This is a genomic window from Streptomyces sp. WP-1 (assembly GCF_030450125.1).
Taxonomy (GTDB): domain Bacteria; phylum Actinomycetota; class Actinomycetes; order Streptomycetales; family Streptomycetaceae; genus Streptomyces; species Streptomyces incarnatus.
Map to the genome: position 1 here is coordinate 3,688,568 of NZ_CP123923.1, position 15,940 is coordinate 3,704,507.

Annotated in this window: 15 protein-coding genes; 6 read left to right on the forward strand and 9 right to left on the reverse strand. The window is 71.2% G+C overall.

Features of this window, described 5'->3' with window-relative positions:
- Positions 1-148: 148 nt before the first annotated feature.
- Together QHG49_RS16015 and dacB are read right to left on the reverse strand one after the other, a co-directional pair.
- The gene (locus QHG49_RS16015; protein WP_301490107.1) at positions 149-1,282 is read right to left on the reverse strand and encodes a zinc-dependent metalloprotease; all 1,134 of its coding nucleotides are present in this window, start codon (positions 1,280-1,282) and stop codon (positions 149-151) included.
- 111 nt (positions 1,283-1,393) lie between these two features.
- Complete coding sequence (gene dacB, locus QHG49_RS16020) at positions 1,394-2,947, reverse strand: D-alanyl-D-alanine carboxypeptidase/D-alanyl-D-alanine-endopeptidase (protein WP_301490108.1); 1,554 nt, start codon at positions 2,945-2,947, stop codon at positions 1,394-1,396.
- A 124-nt stretch (positions 2,948-3,071) separates the two neighbouring features.
- Between dacB and QHG49_RS16025 the strand changes: the two genes are divergently transcribed.
- A complete protein-coding gene (locus tag QHG49_RS16025) occupies positions 3,072-3,563 on the forward strand; it encodes an inorganic diphosphatase (RefSeq protein ID WP_037660367.1) in 492 nt (163 codons plus the stop codon).
- A gap of 113 nt (positions 3,564-3,676) precedes the next feature.
- Positions 3,677-5,332: a threonine/serine exporter ThrE family protein gene (locus QHG49_RS16030; protein WP_301490109.1), complete on the forward strand. Its 1,656-nt coding sequence runs from the start codon at positions 3,677-3,679 to the stop codon at positions 5,330-5,332.
- Between the two features lie 5 nt (positions 5,333-5,337).
- Here the strand turns inward: QHG49_RS16030 and QHG49_RS16035 are convergent, their stop codons facing one another.
- Together QHG49_RS16035 and QHG49_RS16040 are read right to left on the reverse strand one after the other, a co-directional pair.
- Positions 5,338-6,369, reverse strand: coding sequence for a DedA family protein (locus QHG49_RS16035; RefSeq protein WP_301490110.1), 1,032 nt, complete (start codon positions 6,367-6,369; stop codon positions 5,338-5,340).
- Between the two features lie 133 nt (positions 6,370-6,502).
- Positions 6,503-7,264 carry a MerR family transcriptional regulator gene (locus QHG49_RS16040; protein WP_159703691.1) on the reverse strand — a complete coding sequence of 254 codons (762 nt, stop codon included), beginning with the start codon at positions 7,262-7,264 and terminating at the stop codon, positions 6,503-6,505.
- Positions 7,265-7,442: 178 nt separating this feature from the next.
- Between QHG49_RS16040 and QHG49_RS16045 the strand changes: the two genes are divergently transcribed.
- Entirely contained in the window at positions 7,443-8,849 is a 1,407-nt protein-coding gene (locus QHG49_RS16045; RefSeq protein ID WP_145487992.1) for a glutamate decarboxylase, read from the forward strand.
- 30 nt (positions 8,850-8,879) lie between these two features.
- Here the strand turns inward: QHG49_RS16045 and QHG49_RS16050 are convergent, their stop codons facing one another.
- The 3 genes from QHG49_RS16050 to QHG49_RS16060 form a co-directional block, all read right to left on the reverse strand.
- A complete protein-coding gene (locus tag QHG49_RS16050; RefSeq protein ID WP_301490111.1) occupies positions 8,880-9,422 on the reverse strand; it encodes a DinB family protein in 543 nt (180 codons plus the stop codon).
- A gap of 127 nt (positions 9,423-9,549) precedes the next feature.
- Positions 9,550-11,010 carry an aldehyde dehydrogenase family protein gene (locus QHG49_RS16055; protein ID WP_159703685.1) on the reverse strand — a complete coding sequence of 487 codons (1,461 nt, stop codon included), beginning with the start codon at positions 11,008-11,010 and terminating at the stop codon, positions 9,550-9,552.
- Positions 11,011-11,085: 75 nt separating this feature from the next.
- Positions 11,086-11,910 carry a helix-turn-helix transcriptional regulator gene (locus QHG49_RS16060; protein WP_145488146.1) on the reverse strand — a complete coding sequence of 275 codons (825 nt, stop codon included), beginning with the start codon at positions 11,908-11,910 and terminating at the stop codon, positions 11,086-11,088.
- Positions 11,911-12,254: 344 nt separating this feature from the next.
- Here QHG49_RS16060 and QHG49_RS16065 point away from each other — a divergent pair, with 344 nt between their 5' ends.
- A complete protein-coding gene (locus tag QHG49_RS16065) occupies positions 12,255-12,752 on the forward strand; it encodes an ATP-binding protein (RefSeq protein ID WP_186337874.1) in 498 nt (165 codons plus the stop codon).
- Positions 12,753-12,826: 74 nt separating this feature from the next.
- Here QHG49_RS16065 and QHG49_RS16070 read toward each other — a convergent pair whose 3' ends face one another.
- On the reverse strand, positions 12,827-13,096 hold the full coding sequence (locus tag QHG49_RS16070; protein ID WP_159703682.1) for a DUF397 domain-containing protein: 270 nt from the start codon (positions 13,094-13,096) through the stop codon (positions 12,827-12,829).
- A 445-nt stretch (positions 13,097-13,541) separates the two neighbouring features.
- Here QHG49_RS16070 and QHG49_RS16075 point away from each other — a divergent pair, with 445 nt between their 5' ends.
- Both QHG49_RS16075 and QHG49_RS16080 read left to right on the forward strand, forming a co-directional pair.
- Positions 13,542-14,051: a hypothetical protein gene (locus tag QHG49_RS16075; protein ID WP_301490112.1), complete on the forward strand. Its 510-nt coding sequence runs from the start codon at positions 13,542-13,544 to the stop codon at positions 14,049-14,051.
- Between the two features lie 166 nt (positions 14,052-14,217).
- Positions 14,218-14,736 carry a DUF4232 domain-containing protein gene (locus QHG49_RS16080; protein WP_301490113.1) on the forward strand — a complete coding sequence of 173 codons (519 nt, stop codon included), beginning with the start codon at positions 14,218-14,220 and terminating at the stop codon, positions 14,734-14,736.
- Positions 14,737-14,761: 25 nt separating this feature from the next.
- On the opposite strand, the gene QHG49_RS16085 is transcribed toward QHG49_RS16080, so the two are convergent.
- Positions 14,762-15,871, reverse strand: coding sequence for a DUF2786 domain-containing protein (locus tag QHG49_RS16085; protein ID WP_301490114.1), 1,110 nt, complete (start codon positions 15,869-15,871; stop codon positions 14,762-14,764).
- Positions 15,872-15,940: the final 69 nt, after the last annotated feature.

Below are 15,940 nucleotides of genomic sequence, written 5' to 3' on the forward strand. Positions count from 1 at the left end.
GGTCACTCAGAGTGTGTAGATGGTGACAGAAGCGGGCCGTTCCCCGAGCATCGCACGCCTACGCATGACTCACGGTCCCTCGGACGGGTGATTGGAGGGGCGTTCGACTGCCGTCGGCCGGATTCGATTCACGACCCCGGCGTGCGTTTCACGACTCGGCCTTGCGGTGCACCCGCGCGACCCAGTCCGCCGGTTTGGCGATCTCCGCCTTGGTGGGCAGGGTGTTGGGCGAGGTCCACACGCGGTTGAAGCCGTCGATGCCGACCTGGTCGGTGACGGCTCGTACGAAGCGTTCGCCGTCCCGGTACTGCTTGAGTTTGGCGTCCAGGCCCAGCAGTTTGCGCAGGGCCTGGTCGAGTCGGGAGGCGCCCTTGGCGCGCCGCTGCTGGAACTTCTCGCGGATCTCGGCCACGGACGGCACGACGCTCGGGCCGACCCCGTCCATCACGTAGTCGGCGTGGCCCTCCAGCAGGGACATCACGGCGGTGAGGCGGCCGAGGATCTCGCGCTGGGCGGGGGTCTGCACCAGCTCCACGAGGGAGCGTCCGCCGTCGTCCTCCTCGGTCTCGGGGCGGCCCCCGGCGAGGGACTGGGCGGCCTCCCGGATGCGCTCCAGGAAGGTCATGGGGTCGACGTCCGTCTCCGCCAGGAAAGACTGGATCTCGCCCTCCAGGTGGTCACGCAGCCAGGGCACGGCCGTGAACTGCGTGCGGTGGGTCTCCTCGTGCAGGCACACCCACAGGCGGAAGTCGTGCGGTTCGACGTCGAGTTCGCGCTCCACGTGGACGATGTTGGGCGCGACGAGCAGCAGCCGGCCGCCGCCGTTCGCGCCGGCGGGCAGATCGCGGCCGGCGGGGGCGAAGGTCTCGTACTGGCCGAGGACGCGGGAGGAGAGGAACGAGAGCAGCATGCCCAGTTCCACGCCGGTGACCTTGCCGCCGACGGCGCCGAGGACGGCGCTGCCCGGGGTGCCGGCGCGGCGTTCCTGCATCTTGTCCAGGAGCGGTTTGAGGATCTCCCGGAAGCCGGCGACGTTGGCCCGGACCCAGCCGGGGCGGTCGACGACGAGCACGGGGGTGTCGTGGCTCTGCTCGGTCTCCAGCCGGGTGAAGCCCCTCACGTGCTCCTCCGAGGCCTTCGCGTGCCGGCGCAGCTCCGCGACGACGGACCGGGCCTCGTCACGCGAGACGTCGGGGCCGGGCCGTACGAGCCGAGTCGCGGTCGCCACCGCGAGGTTCCAGTCGACCATCCCGGGGGATGCGGTGCCTCCGAAGCCTGTCATGCGTCAACGGTACGTGAGCGTTACCACTTGGGGCAGGCCGTGGGCGCCGCGATCGGCGGGGCACCGGGTCGGCGCGGGCCCGCCGCGGTGCGGCGGGCGGGCCCCCTCGGGTCAGCCGCAGCCGCACGCGGCCAGGGCCGTCGCCGTCCTGTCCAGGGCCGACTGGGCGGCCATCGGGTCGGCCGTGCCGGAGGCCAGGAAGGCGAAGGCGAGCAGTCGGCCGTCCCGGTCGACGACCGTGCCGGCCAGGGTGTTGACGCCGGTCAGGGTGCCCGTCTTGGCGTGGACGAGGCCGGCCGCGCCGTCGGCGTAGCGGGTGCTCAGGGTGCCGGTGAAGTGGGCGATGGGCAGGCCGGTGAGCAGGGGGCGCAGGCCGGGGTGGCCGGGGGTGCCGGCCTTGACCAGGATCGCGGTCAGGAGGTCGGCCGTGAGCCGGTCGTCGCGGTCGAGGCCGCTGCCGTCGTGGAAGGCGGTGCCCGTGAGGGGCAGGCCCAGCTTCCCCAGCTGCCCGGCGATCGCCTTCGCGCCCCCGGCGAAGCTGCCGGGCTGCCCGCTCGCGAGGGCGGTCTGCCGGGCGAGGGCCTCGGCGATGTCGTTGTCGCTGTTGGTCAGCATGCGTTCCACCAGGGTGGACAGCGGCGGCGAGGAGACGCCCGCGACGGTCTCTGCGTGCGCGGCGCCCCTGGCCGGGGCGGGGCCGGTCACGTCGGTGCCGGCGGCCTTCAGGAAGCCCGCGAACTTCCGCGCCGCGTCCAGTGCCGGGTCGGCGACCCGGCGCACCGGTCCACCGGCGGAGTCGTCGGTACGGCCCTCGTCGGCGACGAGGGCGCTGACCGGCGCCAGGTTGTCGTTGACCCCGATGGGGTGCAGGGCGGGACCGGCGTAGAGCGTCGTGTCGTACGACAGCGCGATCTTGTGGATGCCGCGTTCCCGCAGCGCCGCCGCCGTCCGCGTCGCCAGGGTCCGCAGGCTCGCCCATCCGCCGGCCCTGGCGTGCGCCGTGAGCGTGGGGTCGCCGCCGCCGACCAGGACGAGCCGGGTGCCGCCGAGGAGCGCGGCCCGGGTGGTGAAGCGGTGGTCCGGGCCGAGCGCGTTCAGCGCGGCGGCGGCGGTGGCGAGCTTGGTCGTGGAGGCGGGCGTGAGCCCCTTGTCGGGCTGGACGCCGTACAGGCGCTTCCCGGTGGCCGCGTCGACCACCACGGCCGTATGGCCGTCCCCGAGCGCGGCGGAGCCCAGGAGCGGCCCCAGGACGTCCGCCAGGGCCGTACCGCCCGCCGCCGGGGCCCGGCGGGTGTCCACGGGGCCGGCCGCGGCGCCCAGGCCCGCCAGGACGGCCGGCGCGCTCGGCACGGGCCGCGGGCCGCCCGCCGCGGCGCCCGGCCCGTGATCTGCGCCACGTGCGTGCTCCAGGGCGGTCGCCCGGTCCCGCTCGGCCGTACGCTGACCGGTGGCGTCCCACGGCCCCGACAGGGTCACCACGCCGGCGGCGAGCACCAGGCCGGCGGTGGCGGCGCCCGCGGTGTACCGCAACGTGCTGTGGGAACGCGGACGGGGGAGGTCGGCGAGCAGCGGTCGTACCGTGGACATCAGGCGTGTGACCTGCGGTTTCGCCGTTCTCACGGCGTGCGCGAGACGCGGTCGTACGGCGCTCGCGAGCCGCTTCATCCGCGGTCCCGCGGTCCGCCAAGGCCCGAGCTCCGGCACGACCACCAGCCCCTTTCGCGATCACACACCTGCGTGGGGGACACTTAATCACCAGAACTATGTGCTGATCATGAAGGAGCCACCGGTGGAGTTCGACGTCACGATCGAGATCCCGAAGGGTTCGCGCAACAAGTACGAGGTGGACCACGAGACCGGTCGGATCCGCCTGGACCGTCGCCTCTTCACCTCGACCGCGTACCCGACCGACTACGGATTCGTCGAGAACACCCTCGGCGAGGACGGCGACCCGCTGGACGCGCTGGTCATCCTTGACGAGCCGACCTTCCCGGGCTGCCTGATCAAGTGCCGCGCGATCGGCATGTTCCGGATGACGGACGAGGCGGGCGGCGACGACAAGCTGCTGTGCGTGCCGGCCACCGACCCCCGGGTGGAGCACCTGCGCGACATCCACCACGTGTCGGAGTTCGACCGCCTGGAGATCCAGCACTTCTTCGAGGTCTACAAGGACCTGGAGCCCGGCAAGTCCGTCGAGGGCGCCAACTGGGTGGGCCGCACGGAGGCCGAGCAGGAGATCGAGCGGTCCTACAAGCGCTTCAAGGAGCAGGGCGGTCACTGACCCCCGGTTCACGGAACGGGCCGCACGCGTTGTGTGCGGCCCGTTTGCATGCCCGCCCGCGGTGCATGCGCATACTGAGGCCAGCGGAAGGTGTCGTTCAGGGACGGTGCGAGGTGACGGAGGCGGACGACCGCAAGCCCCGGTCGGACGAGGCGCGGTACGACCCGGAGATCACATCGGAGTTCGCCATCCCCAAGGGACTCGACGTCCCGAAGGCGGGCGGCGAGCCGGAGACGACCTCCGAGTTCCAGGTGCCGCAGGGGCTGCTCACGCCGCAGCCGTCGGCCGGGGAGCCGGAGGGGTCGGCGTTCAGCACGCCCAGCACCTACGGCCCCCAGGGCGGGGTGTACGCGTTCACGCCGGCCACCGGGGTGCCCCTGGTCAGCCTGGTCAAGGACGCGCCCTGGCAGGACCGGATGCGCACCATGCTGCGCATGCCGGTCACGGAGCGGCCCGCGCCCGAGCCGGTGCAGCACGAGGAGGAGAGCGGCCCGGCCGTCCCGCGCGTGCTGGACCTGACCCTGCGTATCGGTGAGCTGCTGCTGGCGGGCGGCGAGGGCGCGGAGGACGTGGAGGCCGCGATGTTCGCGGTGTGCCGGTCCTACGGCCTGGACCGCTGCGAACCCAACGTCACCTTCACCCTGCTGTCGATCTCGCACCAGCCGTCCCTGGTCGAGGACCCGGTGACGGCCTCGCGGACGGTACGGCGCCGGGGCACCGACTACACCCGGCTGGCGGCCGTCTTCCGGCTGGTGGACGACCTGACCGACGCCGAGACGCATGTCTCCCTGGAGGAGGCCTACCGGCGGCTCGCGGAGATACGGCGCAACCGGCACCCCTACCCCGGCTGGGCGCTGTCCCTGGCCAGCGGGCTGCTGGCGGGCGCCGCCTCGATACTCGTCGGCGGCGATCTGATCGTGTTCTTCGCGGCGGCGGTCGGCGCGATGCTCGGCGACCGGCTCGCCTGGCTGTGCGCGGGGCGCGGGCTGCCGGAGTTCTACCAGTTCACGGTGGCCGCGATGCCGCCCGCGGCGATCGGGGTGGCGTTCGCGCTGGCCCATGTGGACGTGAAGGCGTCCGCGGTGATCACCGGTGGGCTGTTCGCGCTGCTGCCCGGGCGGGCGCTGGTGGCGGGCGTCCAGGACGGCCTGACGGGCTTCTACATCACCGCCTCGGCCCGCCTGCTGGAGGTCCTGTACTTCTTCGTGGGCATCGTCGCGGGTGTGCTGCTCGTCCTGTACTTCGGCGTGAAGGTGGGCGGCAAGCTCAACCCGGAGGCGGCGCTGCACATCTCCGAGCGGCCCCTGATCCAGATCGCGGCCTCCATGCTGCTGTCGCTGACCTTCGCGGTGCTGCTCCAGCAGGAACGATCCACCGTGCTCTGGGTGACCCTCAACGGCGGCGTCGCCTGGAGCGTGTACGGCGCGATGCACTATGTCGCCGACATCTCGCCGGTGGCCTCCACGGCCGTCGCCGCGGGCCTGGTCGGGCTGTTCGGGCAGCTGCTGTCCCGCTACCGGTTCGCCTCCGCGCTGCCGTACACCACGGCCGCGATCGGGCCGCTGCTGCCCGGCTCCGCCACGTACTTCGGGCTGCTGAACATGGCCCAGAACAACGTGGACAAGGGGCTGGTGTCGCTGGCCAACGCGGCGTCGCTGGCCATGGCGATCGCGATCGGGGTCAATCTGGGCTCGGAGATCTTCCGGCTGTTCCTGCGGGTCGGCTCCCCCGGGAAGCGCCGGGCGGCGAAGCGGACCAGGGGCTTCTGAGGGGCTTACTGCTCGCGGTAGTCGTACGGGTACGGGTTCTGCTCGTGGTTCCGGCCCTGCTGCTGCGGGTACTGGCGCGGGTCGTAGTACGGCTGCTGGGGCTGGTTCCAGTCCTGCTGCTGGGGCTGCTGGTACGGGGGCTGCTGGTGCTGGGGGTGGTGAGGCTGCCGGTACGGGGGCTGGGGCTGGTTGCCGTAGCCCTGGGGGCCGCCGTACTCCTGGCCGCCGTAGCCCTGCCCGCCGTAACCCCGGTCGTGCCCCTGGTCGCCGTACTGCTGCTGCCCGCCGTACGGCTGCTGTCCGTGGCGCTCGTCCGGCTCGATGCGGCGCAGCCGGGTCGTGGCGTCGTCCATGACCGGCGGCTGCGGGAAGCGCGGCGCCTCGGCGGCGGGGCGGGGCCGCTCCCCGGGGGCGTTCTTGGACTTGGCGCGGGCCCTGAGGTACTCGATCGCGATCGGGACCACCGAGACGAGGACGATCAGGATCAGGATCGCCTCGATGTTGTCCTTGACGAAGCCGATGTTGCCGAGCCAGGAGCCCAGCAGGGTGACGCCCGCGCCCCACAGGGTGCCGCCGATGATGTTGAAGATCAGGAAGGAGCGGTAGCGCATGCCGCTCACGCCCGCGATGATCGGCGTGAAGGTGCGCACCACCGGCACGAAGCGGGCCAGGATCAGCGACTTGGGGCCGTACTTCTCGAAGAACTCGTGCGCCTTGACCACGTTCTCCTGTTTGAACAGGCGCGAGTCGGGCCGGTTGAACAGGGACGGGCCGACCTTCTTGCCGAACATGTAGCCCGCCTGGTCGCCCAGGACCGCGGCGACGCAGATCAGGGCGATCGCGCCCCACAGCGGGAAGTCCAGCTGGTGCGAGGTGATCAGCAGACCGCAGGTGAACAGCAGCGAGTCACCGGGCAGGAAGAAGCCGATGAGCAGGCCGGACTCGGCGAAGACTATGAGCAGCAGACCCCAGATGCTGTACGTGTCGAGCAGATAGTTGGGATCGAGCCAGCTCGGGCCTAGGGCGAGAGTCATCACGGGTCCGGGCTCCTGAGGGGGGAGAAGGGGCGGCTACGGTGACCGAGTGGGGCCGCACAAAGCTATCAACGTGAGGTGACCGCCACGGGTTCCCCGATGCCCCGGGTCGAAGAGGCTCCTCCTCCCCCGCCGCTCAGGAGATGTGCCGGTCGGCGTTCGCCAGGATCGCGTCGTGCAGGTGTTCGGCGAGGCCGGGGTGCAGCGCGTCGTAGAACGCCTTGAAGCGCTCGTCGGCGACATACATGCCGGCGAGACAGCGGTGCATCGTGTGCGGGCAGTCGTAGAACCACCGGCCGATGTGCTGCCGGTGCTCCTCGGCCAGGGCCCGGGCGGCCTCCCCCGTCGCGGGCTCGCCTGCGGCCACCAGGCGGGCGTAGCGCCCGCTCCAGTCGTCCGCCTCGGCCCGGAGCCGCTTCCAGTCCTCCTTGCCGTAGCCGGCGGCGCGGCGCTGGGACTCCGCCCACTTCTCCGTGCCGCCCCAGCGGGCCTCCGCCTCCTCGGCGTACTGCTCGGGGTCGTTGTCCCCGAACACCTCGAACCGCTCCTCGGGTGTCAGATCGATGCCCATCCTGCGTGCCTCCATGGCGTGTTCCACGGCCTCGGCCATCCGGCGCAGCTTCTCGATCCGGGCGGTCAGCAGGGTGTGCTGCCGGCGCAGATGCGCGCGCGGGTCCGCGTCCGGGTCGTCGAGCAGCACCGCGACCTCGTCGAGCGGAAAGCCGAGTTCCCGGTAGAACAGGATCCGCTGGAGCCGGTCGAGGTCGGCGTCGGTGTAGCGGCGGTGACCCGCGTGGGTGCGCCCGCCGGGCACCAGGAGGCCGATCTCGTCGTAGTGGTGCAGGGTGCGCACCGTGACACCGGCGAACCCCGCGACCTCTCCTACGGAGTGGCTCAACTGTCCGCCTCCTTCCGTTCGTCGGTCGGTACGACGGTCAGCCTGCGGCCTCACGTGACGTGAGGTGCAAGTCCGCGGCGTCCCTGATGCCGGGGCACGGAGGTCAGGGCAGGCGTCCGGGTCATTCCGGATGTCGGGGCGGCGCGGCCTTGCATAGGGTGGCGGCGAGGAGGCAGCCATGGCCCTGCACAAAGGTCCGCAGAAGCATCAGGAGCGGGTGTTGTCCGTCAACCCGTTCTTCGGGGAGGCGAACCCGGTCGGCGGTATGACCGAGGCCCCGCCCACCCACCGGCTTCCGGACGCCCCGATGCCGCCCACGACCGCGTATCAGCTGGTGCACGACGAGCTGATGCTGGACGGCAACTCCCGGCTGAACCTGGCCACGTTCGTCAGCACCTGGATGGAGCCCCAGGCCGGGGTGCTGATGGCGGAGTGCCAGGACAAGAACATGATCGACAAGGACGAGTACCCGCGCACCGCCGAGCTGGAGCGGCGCTGCGTGGCGATGCTCGCGGATCTGTGGAACGCGCCGGATCCGGCGGCCGCGGTGGGCTGTTCGACCACCGGGTCGAGCGAGGCGTGCATGCTGGCCGGAATGGCCCTGAAGCGGCGCTGGACGCAGCGCAACGCCGACCGGTACCCGGGCGCGCGGCCCAACCTGGTGATGGGGATCAACGTCCAGGTGTGCTGGGAGAAGTTCTGCAACTTCTGGGAGGTGGAGGCGCGCCAGGTCCCCATGGACGGCGACCGCTACCACCTGGACCCGCGGGCGGCCGCCGAGCTGTGCGACGAGAACACCATCGGCGTCATCGGCATCCTCGGCTCGACCTTCGACGGTTCCTACGAGCCGATCGCCGACCTGTGCGCCGCCCTGGACGCCCTCCAGGAGCGCACCGGGCTGGACATCCCGGTGCATGTGGACGGGGCGTCCGGCGCGATGGTGGCGCCCTTCCTGGACGAGGACCTGGTGTGGGACTTCCGGCTGCCGCGGGTGGCCTCCATCAACACCTCGGGGCACAAGTACGGACTGGTGTACCCGGGCGTCGGCTGGGCCCTGTGGCGGGACGCGGAGGCGCTGCCCGAGGAGCTGGTCTTCCGGGTGAACTACCTGGGCGGCGACATGCCGACCTTCGCCCTCAACTTCTCCCGCCCCGGCGCGCAGGTCGTCGCGCAGTACTACACCTTCCTGCGCCTGGGCCGCGAGGGCTACCGCGCGGTCCAGCAGTCCACCCGTGACGTGGCCCGCTCCCTCGCCGACCGCATCGAGGGCCTCGGCGACTTCCGGCTGCTGACCCGGGGCGACGAACTCCCGGTGTTCGCGCTGACCACGGCCGACCATGTCACCGCCTACGACGTCTTCGACGTCTCCCGCCGGATGCGCGAGAGCGGCTGGCTGGTCCCGGCGTACACCTTCCCGGCCAACCGCGAGGACCTCTCCGTGCTGCGCATCGTCTGCCGCAACGGCTTCTCGCACGACCTGGCCGACCTCTTCCTGGACGACCTGTCCCGCCTCCTGCCCGAGCTGCGCCGCCAGCAGCATCCACTGACCCGGGACAAGGGGGCGGCGACAAGCTTCCACCATTAGGACACCACCGGGAGGCACGGTGGGCCCGGGTCAGTCCTGCGCCCGCTCCAGGGCCACCAGTTCGAACGCGGTCTTCCCGTCGAGGGACTCGCGGATGATGTCCGCGTGGCCCGCGTGGCGGGCGGTCTCGCGGATCAGGTGGAGGCAGAGCCAGCGCAGGGAGACCCGGCCCTCCGGCGGGAACCAGGGGTCCGGCGGGAGCGGGAAGGTGTCGTCCAGGCTCGGGGCGGAGCGGATGAACTTCTCCGTCTCGGCGGCGACCTGCTCCCAGTGGGTGAGCTGCGAGGCCACCGTCTCCTCGCCGACCAGCTCGAAGCTCTCGTGCCAGTTGGACTCGTCCCGGCGCACCGGCGGCGTCTGCTGCCCGGCCAGGACGAGCCACATCTGCTCGACCTCGGCCACATGCTTGAGCAGCCCGCCCAGCGACAGCTCGCTCGCGCTCGGCCGGGTGCGGGCCTGCTCCTCGGTCAGCCCGAGCAGCGCCCGGCGGATCCCGCCGCGCTGCTCCTCGATGAACGCCAGCAGCGCTCCCCGCTCGTCGCCCCGCGCCTGCGCGGACACATGCGTGACCATGACCGGCCGCCTCTCCTCGGTTGTCCGCCGCGGCGTTCGCCCCGGCGACCAAAAAGCTACGGGCCCTCTAGGTCAGATCCTGTCCTAGAGGGCCGGCGGCGAGGAGACCGGAAAAGACCGGCGGCGGTCAGAACGGGAAGCCGCTGCGTCCGTGCTGGACGGAGATCCACTTGACCGTGGTGAACGCCTCCAGCGTCGTCTCGCCGTTGAGCCGGCCGACACCGGAGTGCTTCTCGCCGCCGAAGGGCACGATCGGCTCGTCGTGCACGGTGCCGTCGTTCACATGGAACATGCCGGTGTCGATCCGCTTGGCGAAGGAGACGCCGCGCTCGATGTTCCCGGTGTGGACGGCGCCGCTGAGGCCGTACGGCGTGTCGTTGGCGATCCGCACCGCCTCCTCCTCGCCGTCGAAGGGCACCAGGAAGACGACCGGTCCGAACACCTCCTGCTGGAGCAGCGGGGAGTCGGCGGGGACACCGGTGAGCACCGAGGGCTCGACCAGGTTGTTGGCCGAACCGCCGTGCACCAGCGCCGTCGCGCCCTCCGCGAGCGCCTGCTCGACCACGCCCGAAAGGGCGTTCGCCTGCGCGGAGTTGATCACCGGGCCGATGACGGTCTCCGGGTCGCGCGGGTCGCCCACCTTGAGGGTGCGCACCTTGGCGACGAACTTCTCGGTGAACTCGTCCGCGACCGAGCGGTCCACGAGGACCCGGTTGGCGGCCATGCAGACCTGCCCCTGGTGCACGAACCGGCTGAAGACCGCCGCGTCCACCGCGTAGTCGAGGTCCGCGTCGTCCAGCACCACCAGCGCGCTGTTGCCGCCCAGTTCGAGCACCGAGCGCTTGAAGTTCGCGGCGCAGACGGTCGCGACGTGCCGGCCCACCTGGTCGGAGCCGGTGAAGGAGATGACCTTCGGGACGGGGTGCTCGATGAAGGCGTCGCCGATCTCGGCGATGTCGGTGACGACGACGTTCAGCAGCCCGCCGGGCAGCCCGGCCTCCTCGAAGAGTTTGGCGATCAGGGTGCCGCCCGCGATCGGGGTGTTCTGGTGCGGCTTGAGCACCACGCCGTTGCCGAGCGCGAGCGCCGGGGCCACGGACTTCAGCGACAGCAGGAAGGGGAAGTTGAAGGGGCTGATCACGCCCACGACGCCCACCGGCACCCGGTAGACGCGGTTCTCCTTGCCCTCGCCCGGGGAAGGAAGGATTTTTCCCTCGGGGCGCAGCGCCAGGTGTATGGCCTCGCGCAGGAACTCCTTGGCGAGATGCAGCTCGAAGCCGGCCTTCACCCGGGTGCCGCCGAGCTCCGCGATGATCAGGTCCGCTATCTCCTGCTCGCGGTCCTCGACCAGCCGGAGGACCCGTTCGAACACCGAGCGCCTGGCGTACGGGCTGGTGTCCGCCCATGCCTTCTGGGCGCGCTCGGCGGCCCGGTAGGCCTGGTCGACCTCGTCGACGGTGGCCACGGTGATCGAGGCCAGCTTCTCGTCGTCGTACGGGTTGAAGTCGATGACGTCCCAGGACCCGCTGCCCGGTCGCCATTCACCGTCGATGTACTGCTGGGCCAGGTCGCTGAAACAGGACGACATGTGATCCCTCAATCACTAGCGGAGCCGGATCCCGGCCACGGTCTGAGTCTGATCACGCGTCATTCTACTTGCGGGTCAGGAGAGTTGGAGGAGTCCTCGCAGAAGATCCCGGCTCTCGTCCGGACCCGGGCTGTCCTGCTGCAACTCCTTCAGGGCCTGCTCGTACTGGGCCACGTCCTCGCGCTTGTCGAGGTACAGCGCACTGGTCAGCTGCTCCAGGTAGACGACGTCGGAGAGGTCGGACTCGGGGAAGCTGAGGATGGTGAAGGCGCCGCTCTCGCCGGAGTGCCCGCCGAAGCTGAACGGCATGACCTGGAGCCGTACGTTGGGCCGCTCGGAGACGTCGATGAGGTGCTGGAGCTGGCCGCGCATCACCTCGCGGTCGCCGTAGGGGCGGCGCAGGGCCGCCTCGTCCAGGACGATGTGGAACTCGGGGGCGTTGTCGGAGAACAGGTGCTTCTGGCGCTCCAGGCGCAGCGCGACCCGCCGTTCGACGTCCTCGGCGCTCGCGCCCTTCATGCCGCGCCGGACCACCGCGCGGGCGTACTCCTCGGTCTGGAGCAGACCGTGCACGAACTGCACCTCGTAGGCGCGGAGCAGGGTGGCGGCGCCCTCCAGGCCCACGTAGGTGGGGAACCAGTTGGGCAGGACGTCGCTGTAACTGTGCCACCAGCCGGCGACGTTGGCCTCGCGGGCGAGGGACAGCAGCGACTGGCGCTCCGCCTCGTCCGTGATGCCGTACAGCGTCAGCAGGTCCTCGACGTCTCTCGTCTTGAAGCTCACCCGGCCCAGCTCCATCCGGCTGATCTTCGATTCGGAGGCTCGGATGGAATACCCCGCCGCCTCGCGCGTGATCCCCCGAGCTTCACGCAGTCGCCTGAGTTGCGAGCCGAGCAGCATCCGCCGCACCACCGATCCGGGCTCTCCCGCGCTCACGTTCGCCAGCCTCCCCAACCGTCTTCAGGGGCCGAAGTCTGCCACTAAAACGCTCCGCGCAGTACTCGTACGGTTACGGAAACGGAGAGACCGGGGCCGTTTCCGACAGGCGGGGAGGCGAAGAGGTCCGTACCACTGGCGGGAACCGTCAGGAAGATGGCAGAAAAAATGGCCAAGAAGTGGTACGGGACTGCCTATTTCGGTCGCGTGCACGTGCATCTGCCCTTGCATCTGCTCTTCGCATCCGAAACCATGGTCCCGCGCCACCGCTGCATCGCAACGACCGCGAATTCCCGGGAGTGCCTCGCATGGGGACGAATGGATCGACCATGCTCAAGCCGTTACGGCAGGGCCTTCCGCCGTTGGACCCCGCGGCCGTGTCCAGCGCCGCGTCCTGCGCTCTGCCGGCGCGGTACGAGGCGGTGCGCGAGGCCCGGCGGTTCACCCGGGACACCCTTGAGAAGTGGGGCGTGGACGAGCGCTTCGACGATGTCTGCCTGGTCGTCTCCGAGCTGGTCACCAACGCGCTGCGGCATGCGATGCCCGGTGAGTACGGGTGTCCCCAGGAGCATGTCGCCTCGGTACGGCTGCACTTGATGCGGTGGGACGAGCGGCTGGTCTGCACGGTGCGGGACCCGAGTCATGAGACGCCGGCGCCGCGGGACTCCGACGACTTCTCGGCGGAGTCCGGGCGGGGGCTCTTCCTGGTCGACTCCTTCGCGGACAGCTGGGGCTGGCATCCGCTGGCCGGTCCGCTGGAGGGGAAGGTCGTCTGGGCGATGTTCCGCGTGGAACACCCGGCCTGATCGTCTACGCGCGTCGCCGGGCGGGCGCTGCCCGGCGACGCGCGTAGACGGAATGCCGGCGGATCCCGCAGGGGTCAGCTCGCGATCAGGTGGTCGAACTCGCCGTCCTTGATGCCCAGCAGCATCGCCTCTATCTCGGCCCGCGTGTAGACCAGCGCGGGACCGTCCGGGAAGCGGGAGTTGCGGACGGCGACCTCACCGCCCGGCAGGCGCGCGAACTCCACGCACGAACCCTGCGAGTTGCTGTGCCTGCTCTTCTGCCAGGCCACTCCGTCCAGCTGCGTGGCAGCCATGCCGTTGTACACGTCGTACCCTCCGAACACGCCGTCGACGTCGCGGTCCACAGGTCGCTCCCCGGTGTGCACTGGCTGGTGAGGCCATAGATGCTGTGGTCAACTGACCTGGATCATAACCCCCGCGTCACATGCAACTGCACGAGCAGATGCACGTGCACGGCGAGTGTTCTCGCCATTACACCTTTGACGTGCGCTTTACCTGACGTTGTGCGGCCGTACGCCGCCGCTTTCGCCGAAGCTGTCCCAGCGCCTGCCCCGGAGCGGGCCGTGCATGCCCTCTCCGCCCCCAGCCATGATCATCCATGGTGCCGGTGGCGCCGGACCACCGGGACCGGATTTCGCGTGCACAAGGAAGAGACGCGTTCCGGGCCCTCACTGTTCCACTCCCGGTAAGGAAGTCCCGGCGCACCGGAGTTCCGGGTGGGTTCTGCTGATAGCTTGCTGCGGCCGTCCGGCCGAGGGCGGCGGACGCCTACAGCTTGGGGAGCCTGACGTGACTTCGGCGACTGCTTCGACCGGTACACGGGTGCGGATCGCGGCCCTGGCCGCGGGACTGGTGGGCGCGCTGGCGCTGACGGCATGCGGCGGTGGCGGCGGCAGCGACCACTCCTCCACGACCCCGCCGAGCACGGCGAGCGCCGATCCCGCCCCCACCTCGTCCGCCGGCGGCTCCGGCGTGACCGGCGCCTCCGGCAAGCTCCAGGGCAGCTGGCTGGCCACCAGCGGCGGCACCATCGTGGCTTTGGTGATCAACGGCAAGCAGGCCGGGATCTTCGCGACCGGCGGCACGGTGTGCAGCGGCACGGCGGGCACCGAGTCCGGCATGCAGATGATCCATCTGAGCTGCGCCAAGGGCAGCAAGGACCGCACCACCGGCATGGTCGACGCGGTCGACGGCACCTCCATGAAGGTGACCTGGTCGGGCAAGGTGGGGCAGGAGACGTACACCAAGGCGGAGGGCGGCAAGCTGCCCTCCGGGCTGCCGAGCGCCGCCGCGCGGTGACACCCCCTTTCTCGTACGGACGACCCGCCCGTACGGATAGACAACATGCTCGTACGGACAACGCGCGAAGCACCTGAAGCGGTGATTTGCGAGGGGCGCGCGAACGGGGGCACCGTCCAGGCGCGATGATGCAGGAGCACCGTCACGACCTCGATGGGACCTGCTCATGCGCGCCTTTCCGCTCACCGTCACCGCCGTTGCCGCCGCCCTGCTGCTGACCGCCTGCGGTGGCGGGGGGAACAGCGGCAGCGGCGGCAAGAACAGCTCGGCCTGCCGGATCGGCGGGGTGTCCCTCCAGGTCGGGGCGGCGAGCGTGGCGCCGGCGGCGGGCGACACCGGCGAGGTGCCGGTCAGCATCACCAACCAGAGCAAGACCTGCACGCTGGAGAACTTCCCCGGCGTCACCCTGGTCAAGGGCGGCACGAGCGCGAAGCTGTCCGCCCAGAAGGGCGCGAAGGCGCAGACCCTGAAGCTCGCCAAGGGCGACGCCGCGACCTTCACCATCAGCTATGTGCGCGGCAAGGACGGCGACGCCGGCAGCCTCGCGGCCACCGAGCTGAAGATCAGCCTGCCGGGCGGGGACGAGGCGCAGAGCTTCCCCTGGAAGTACGGCCCGATCGCCGGCCAGGGCGCCGCGACCAAGGCGAACGCCTCCGTCAGCACCTTCCAGCAGGCCGGCGACTGAGCCGCGGAGCCGTACGGGCCGCACCTCACCCCAGTCGTGGCCGCGCCCTGACCTGGGCGCGGTCCGCGGCGGCCGCGCCCTCCGTCCAGCCGGCCTCGTCGCTCACCCCGCGCAGCCGGGTGGTCGTGGTCCGCGGGAACATCCGCTCCAGGCGGCCGGTGACCGCCACCTCGCGGGTGGCCAGCACCGGCAGCAGATCCTGGGTGACCTGGCTCTCGGCGGCGGCCGCGAGCCGGGCGCCGACCCGGTGGGCGTAGGCGGCGAGGAAGGACTGCCGGAAGGTCTTGGTGCGCTTGCGCCCGGCCGCCCGCTGGCCCGCCTCCGCCTTGGTCATGGCGTGCGTGGTCTGCACCAGCAGCGAGGTGTAGAGCAGTTCGACCGCCTCCAGGTCGCTCTCGAAGCCGACGACGGTGGAGAAGCAGAGCGGTTCGTTCCACACCGCGCGGCAGTGGTTGGCGGTGGCCACGGCGTCCAGCAGGACGGCCTTGGCCTGTTCGTACGGCGGCTCGACGCCTATCCGGCAGGCCCCGGGCGCGTCCGGCGCGGGCGCGGCGGCGGCGAGCAGCGCCTCGTCGACGCTGTGCCGGGCCATCAGCTCCTGCGCCTTGGCGGTCAGGGCCTCGGCCTCCTCCGGGTAGCCGGTCGCCTCGGCCTTGGCGAGCAGGGCGCGGATGCGGCCGAGGAGCCGGGAGGCGGCGGGGTCGTGGGTGCGGCGGGTCTCCTCCTCCAGGGGTTCGAGGGAGGGCAGGCGCAGCAGCAGGCGGTACAGCTCCAGGACGGTGGTGGCATGGGAGAAGCGGTCGGCTTCGCGGGCGGGATCCGCGGGCAGTTCGTCGAGCTGGGCGGCCCAGCGGCGCCCGCGCGGCCGGTCCGCGCCGGACTGTGCCCGGATCAGGGCCGCGGCCAGCTGGACATGCGGCTGCTCCAGCTCGCGCCGCACCAGTCGTACGACATCGGCGGGCGCCCAGCCGCGCCGCCACGCGGTCGCCACGAACTCCTCGCCGCGCCGCGTGAGTTCGGGGTCCGCGGCGGGGTCGGCGGCGAGCAGGGAGGCGCCCGTGTCGAGGCCGGTGTCGGTGTCGTCGTAGAGCGCGGCCCGGAAGGCCCGCTCGACCGTGCTGGCAGAACTGGTCACATCGCCGATCGTGCCACGCCCCGCCGACAGCACGCCGAGCACCGTCCACAGCCTGTGGATAAATCCACG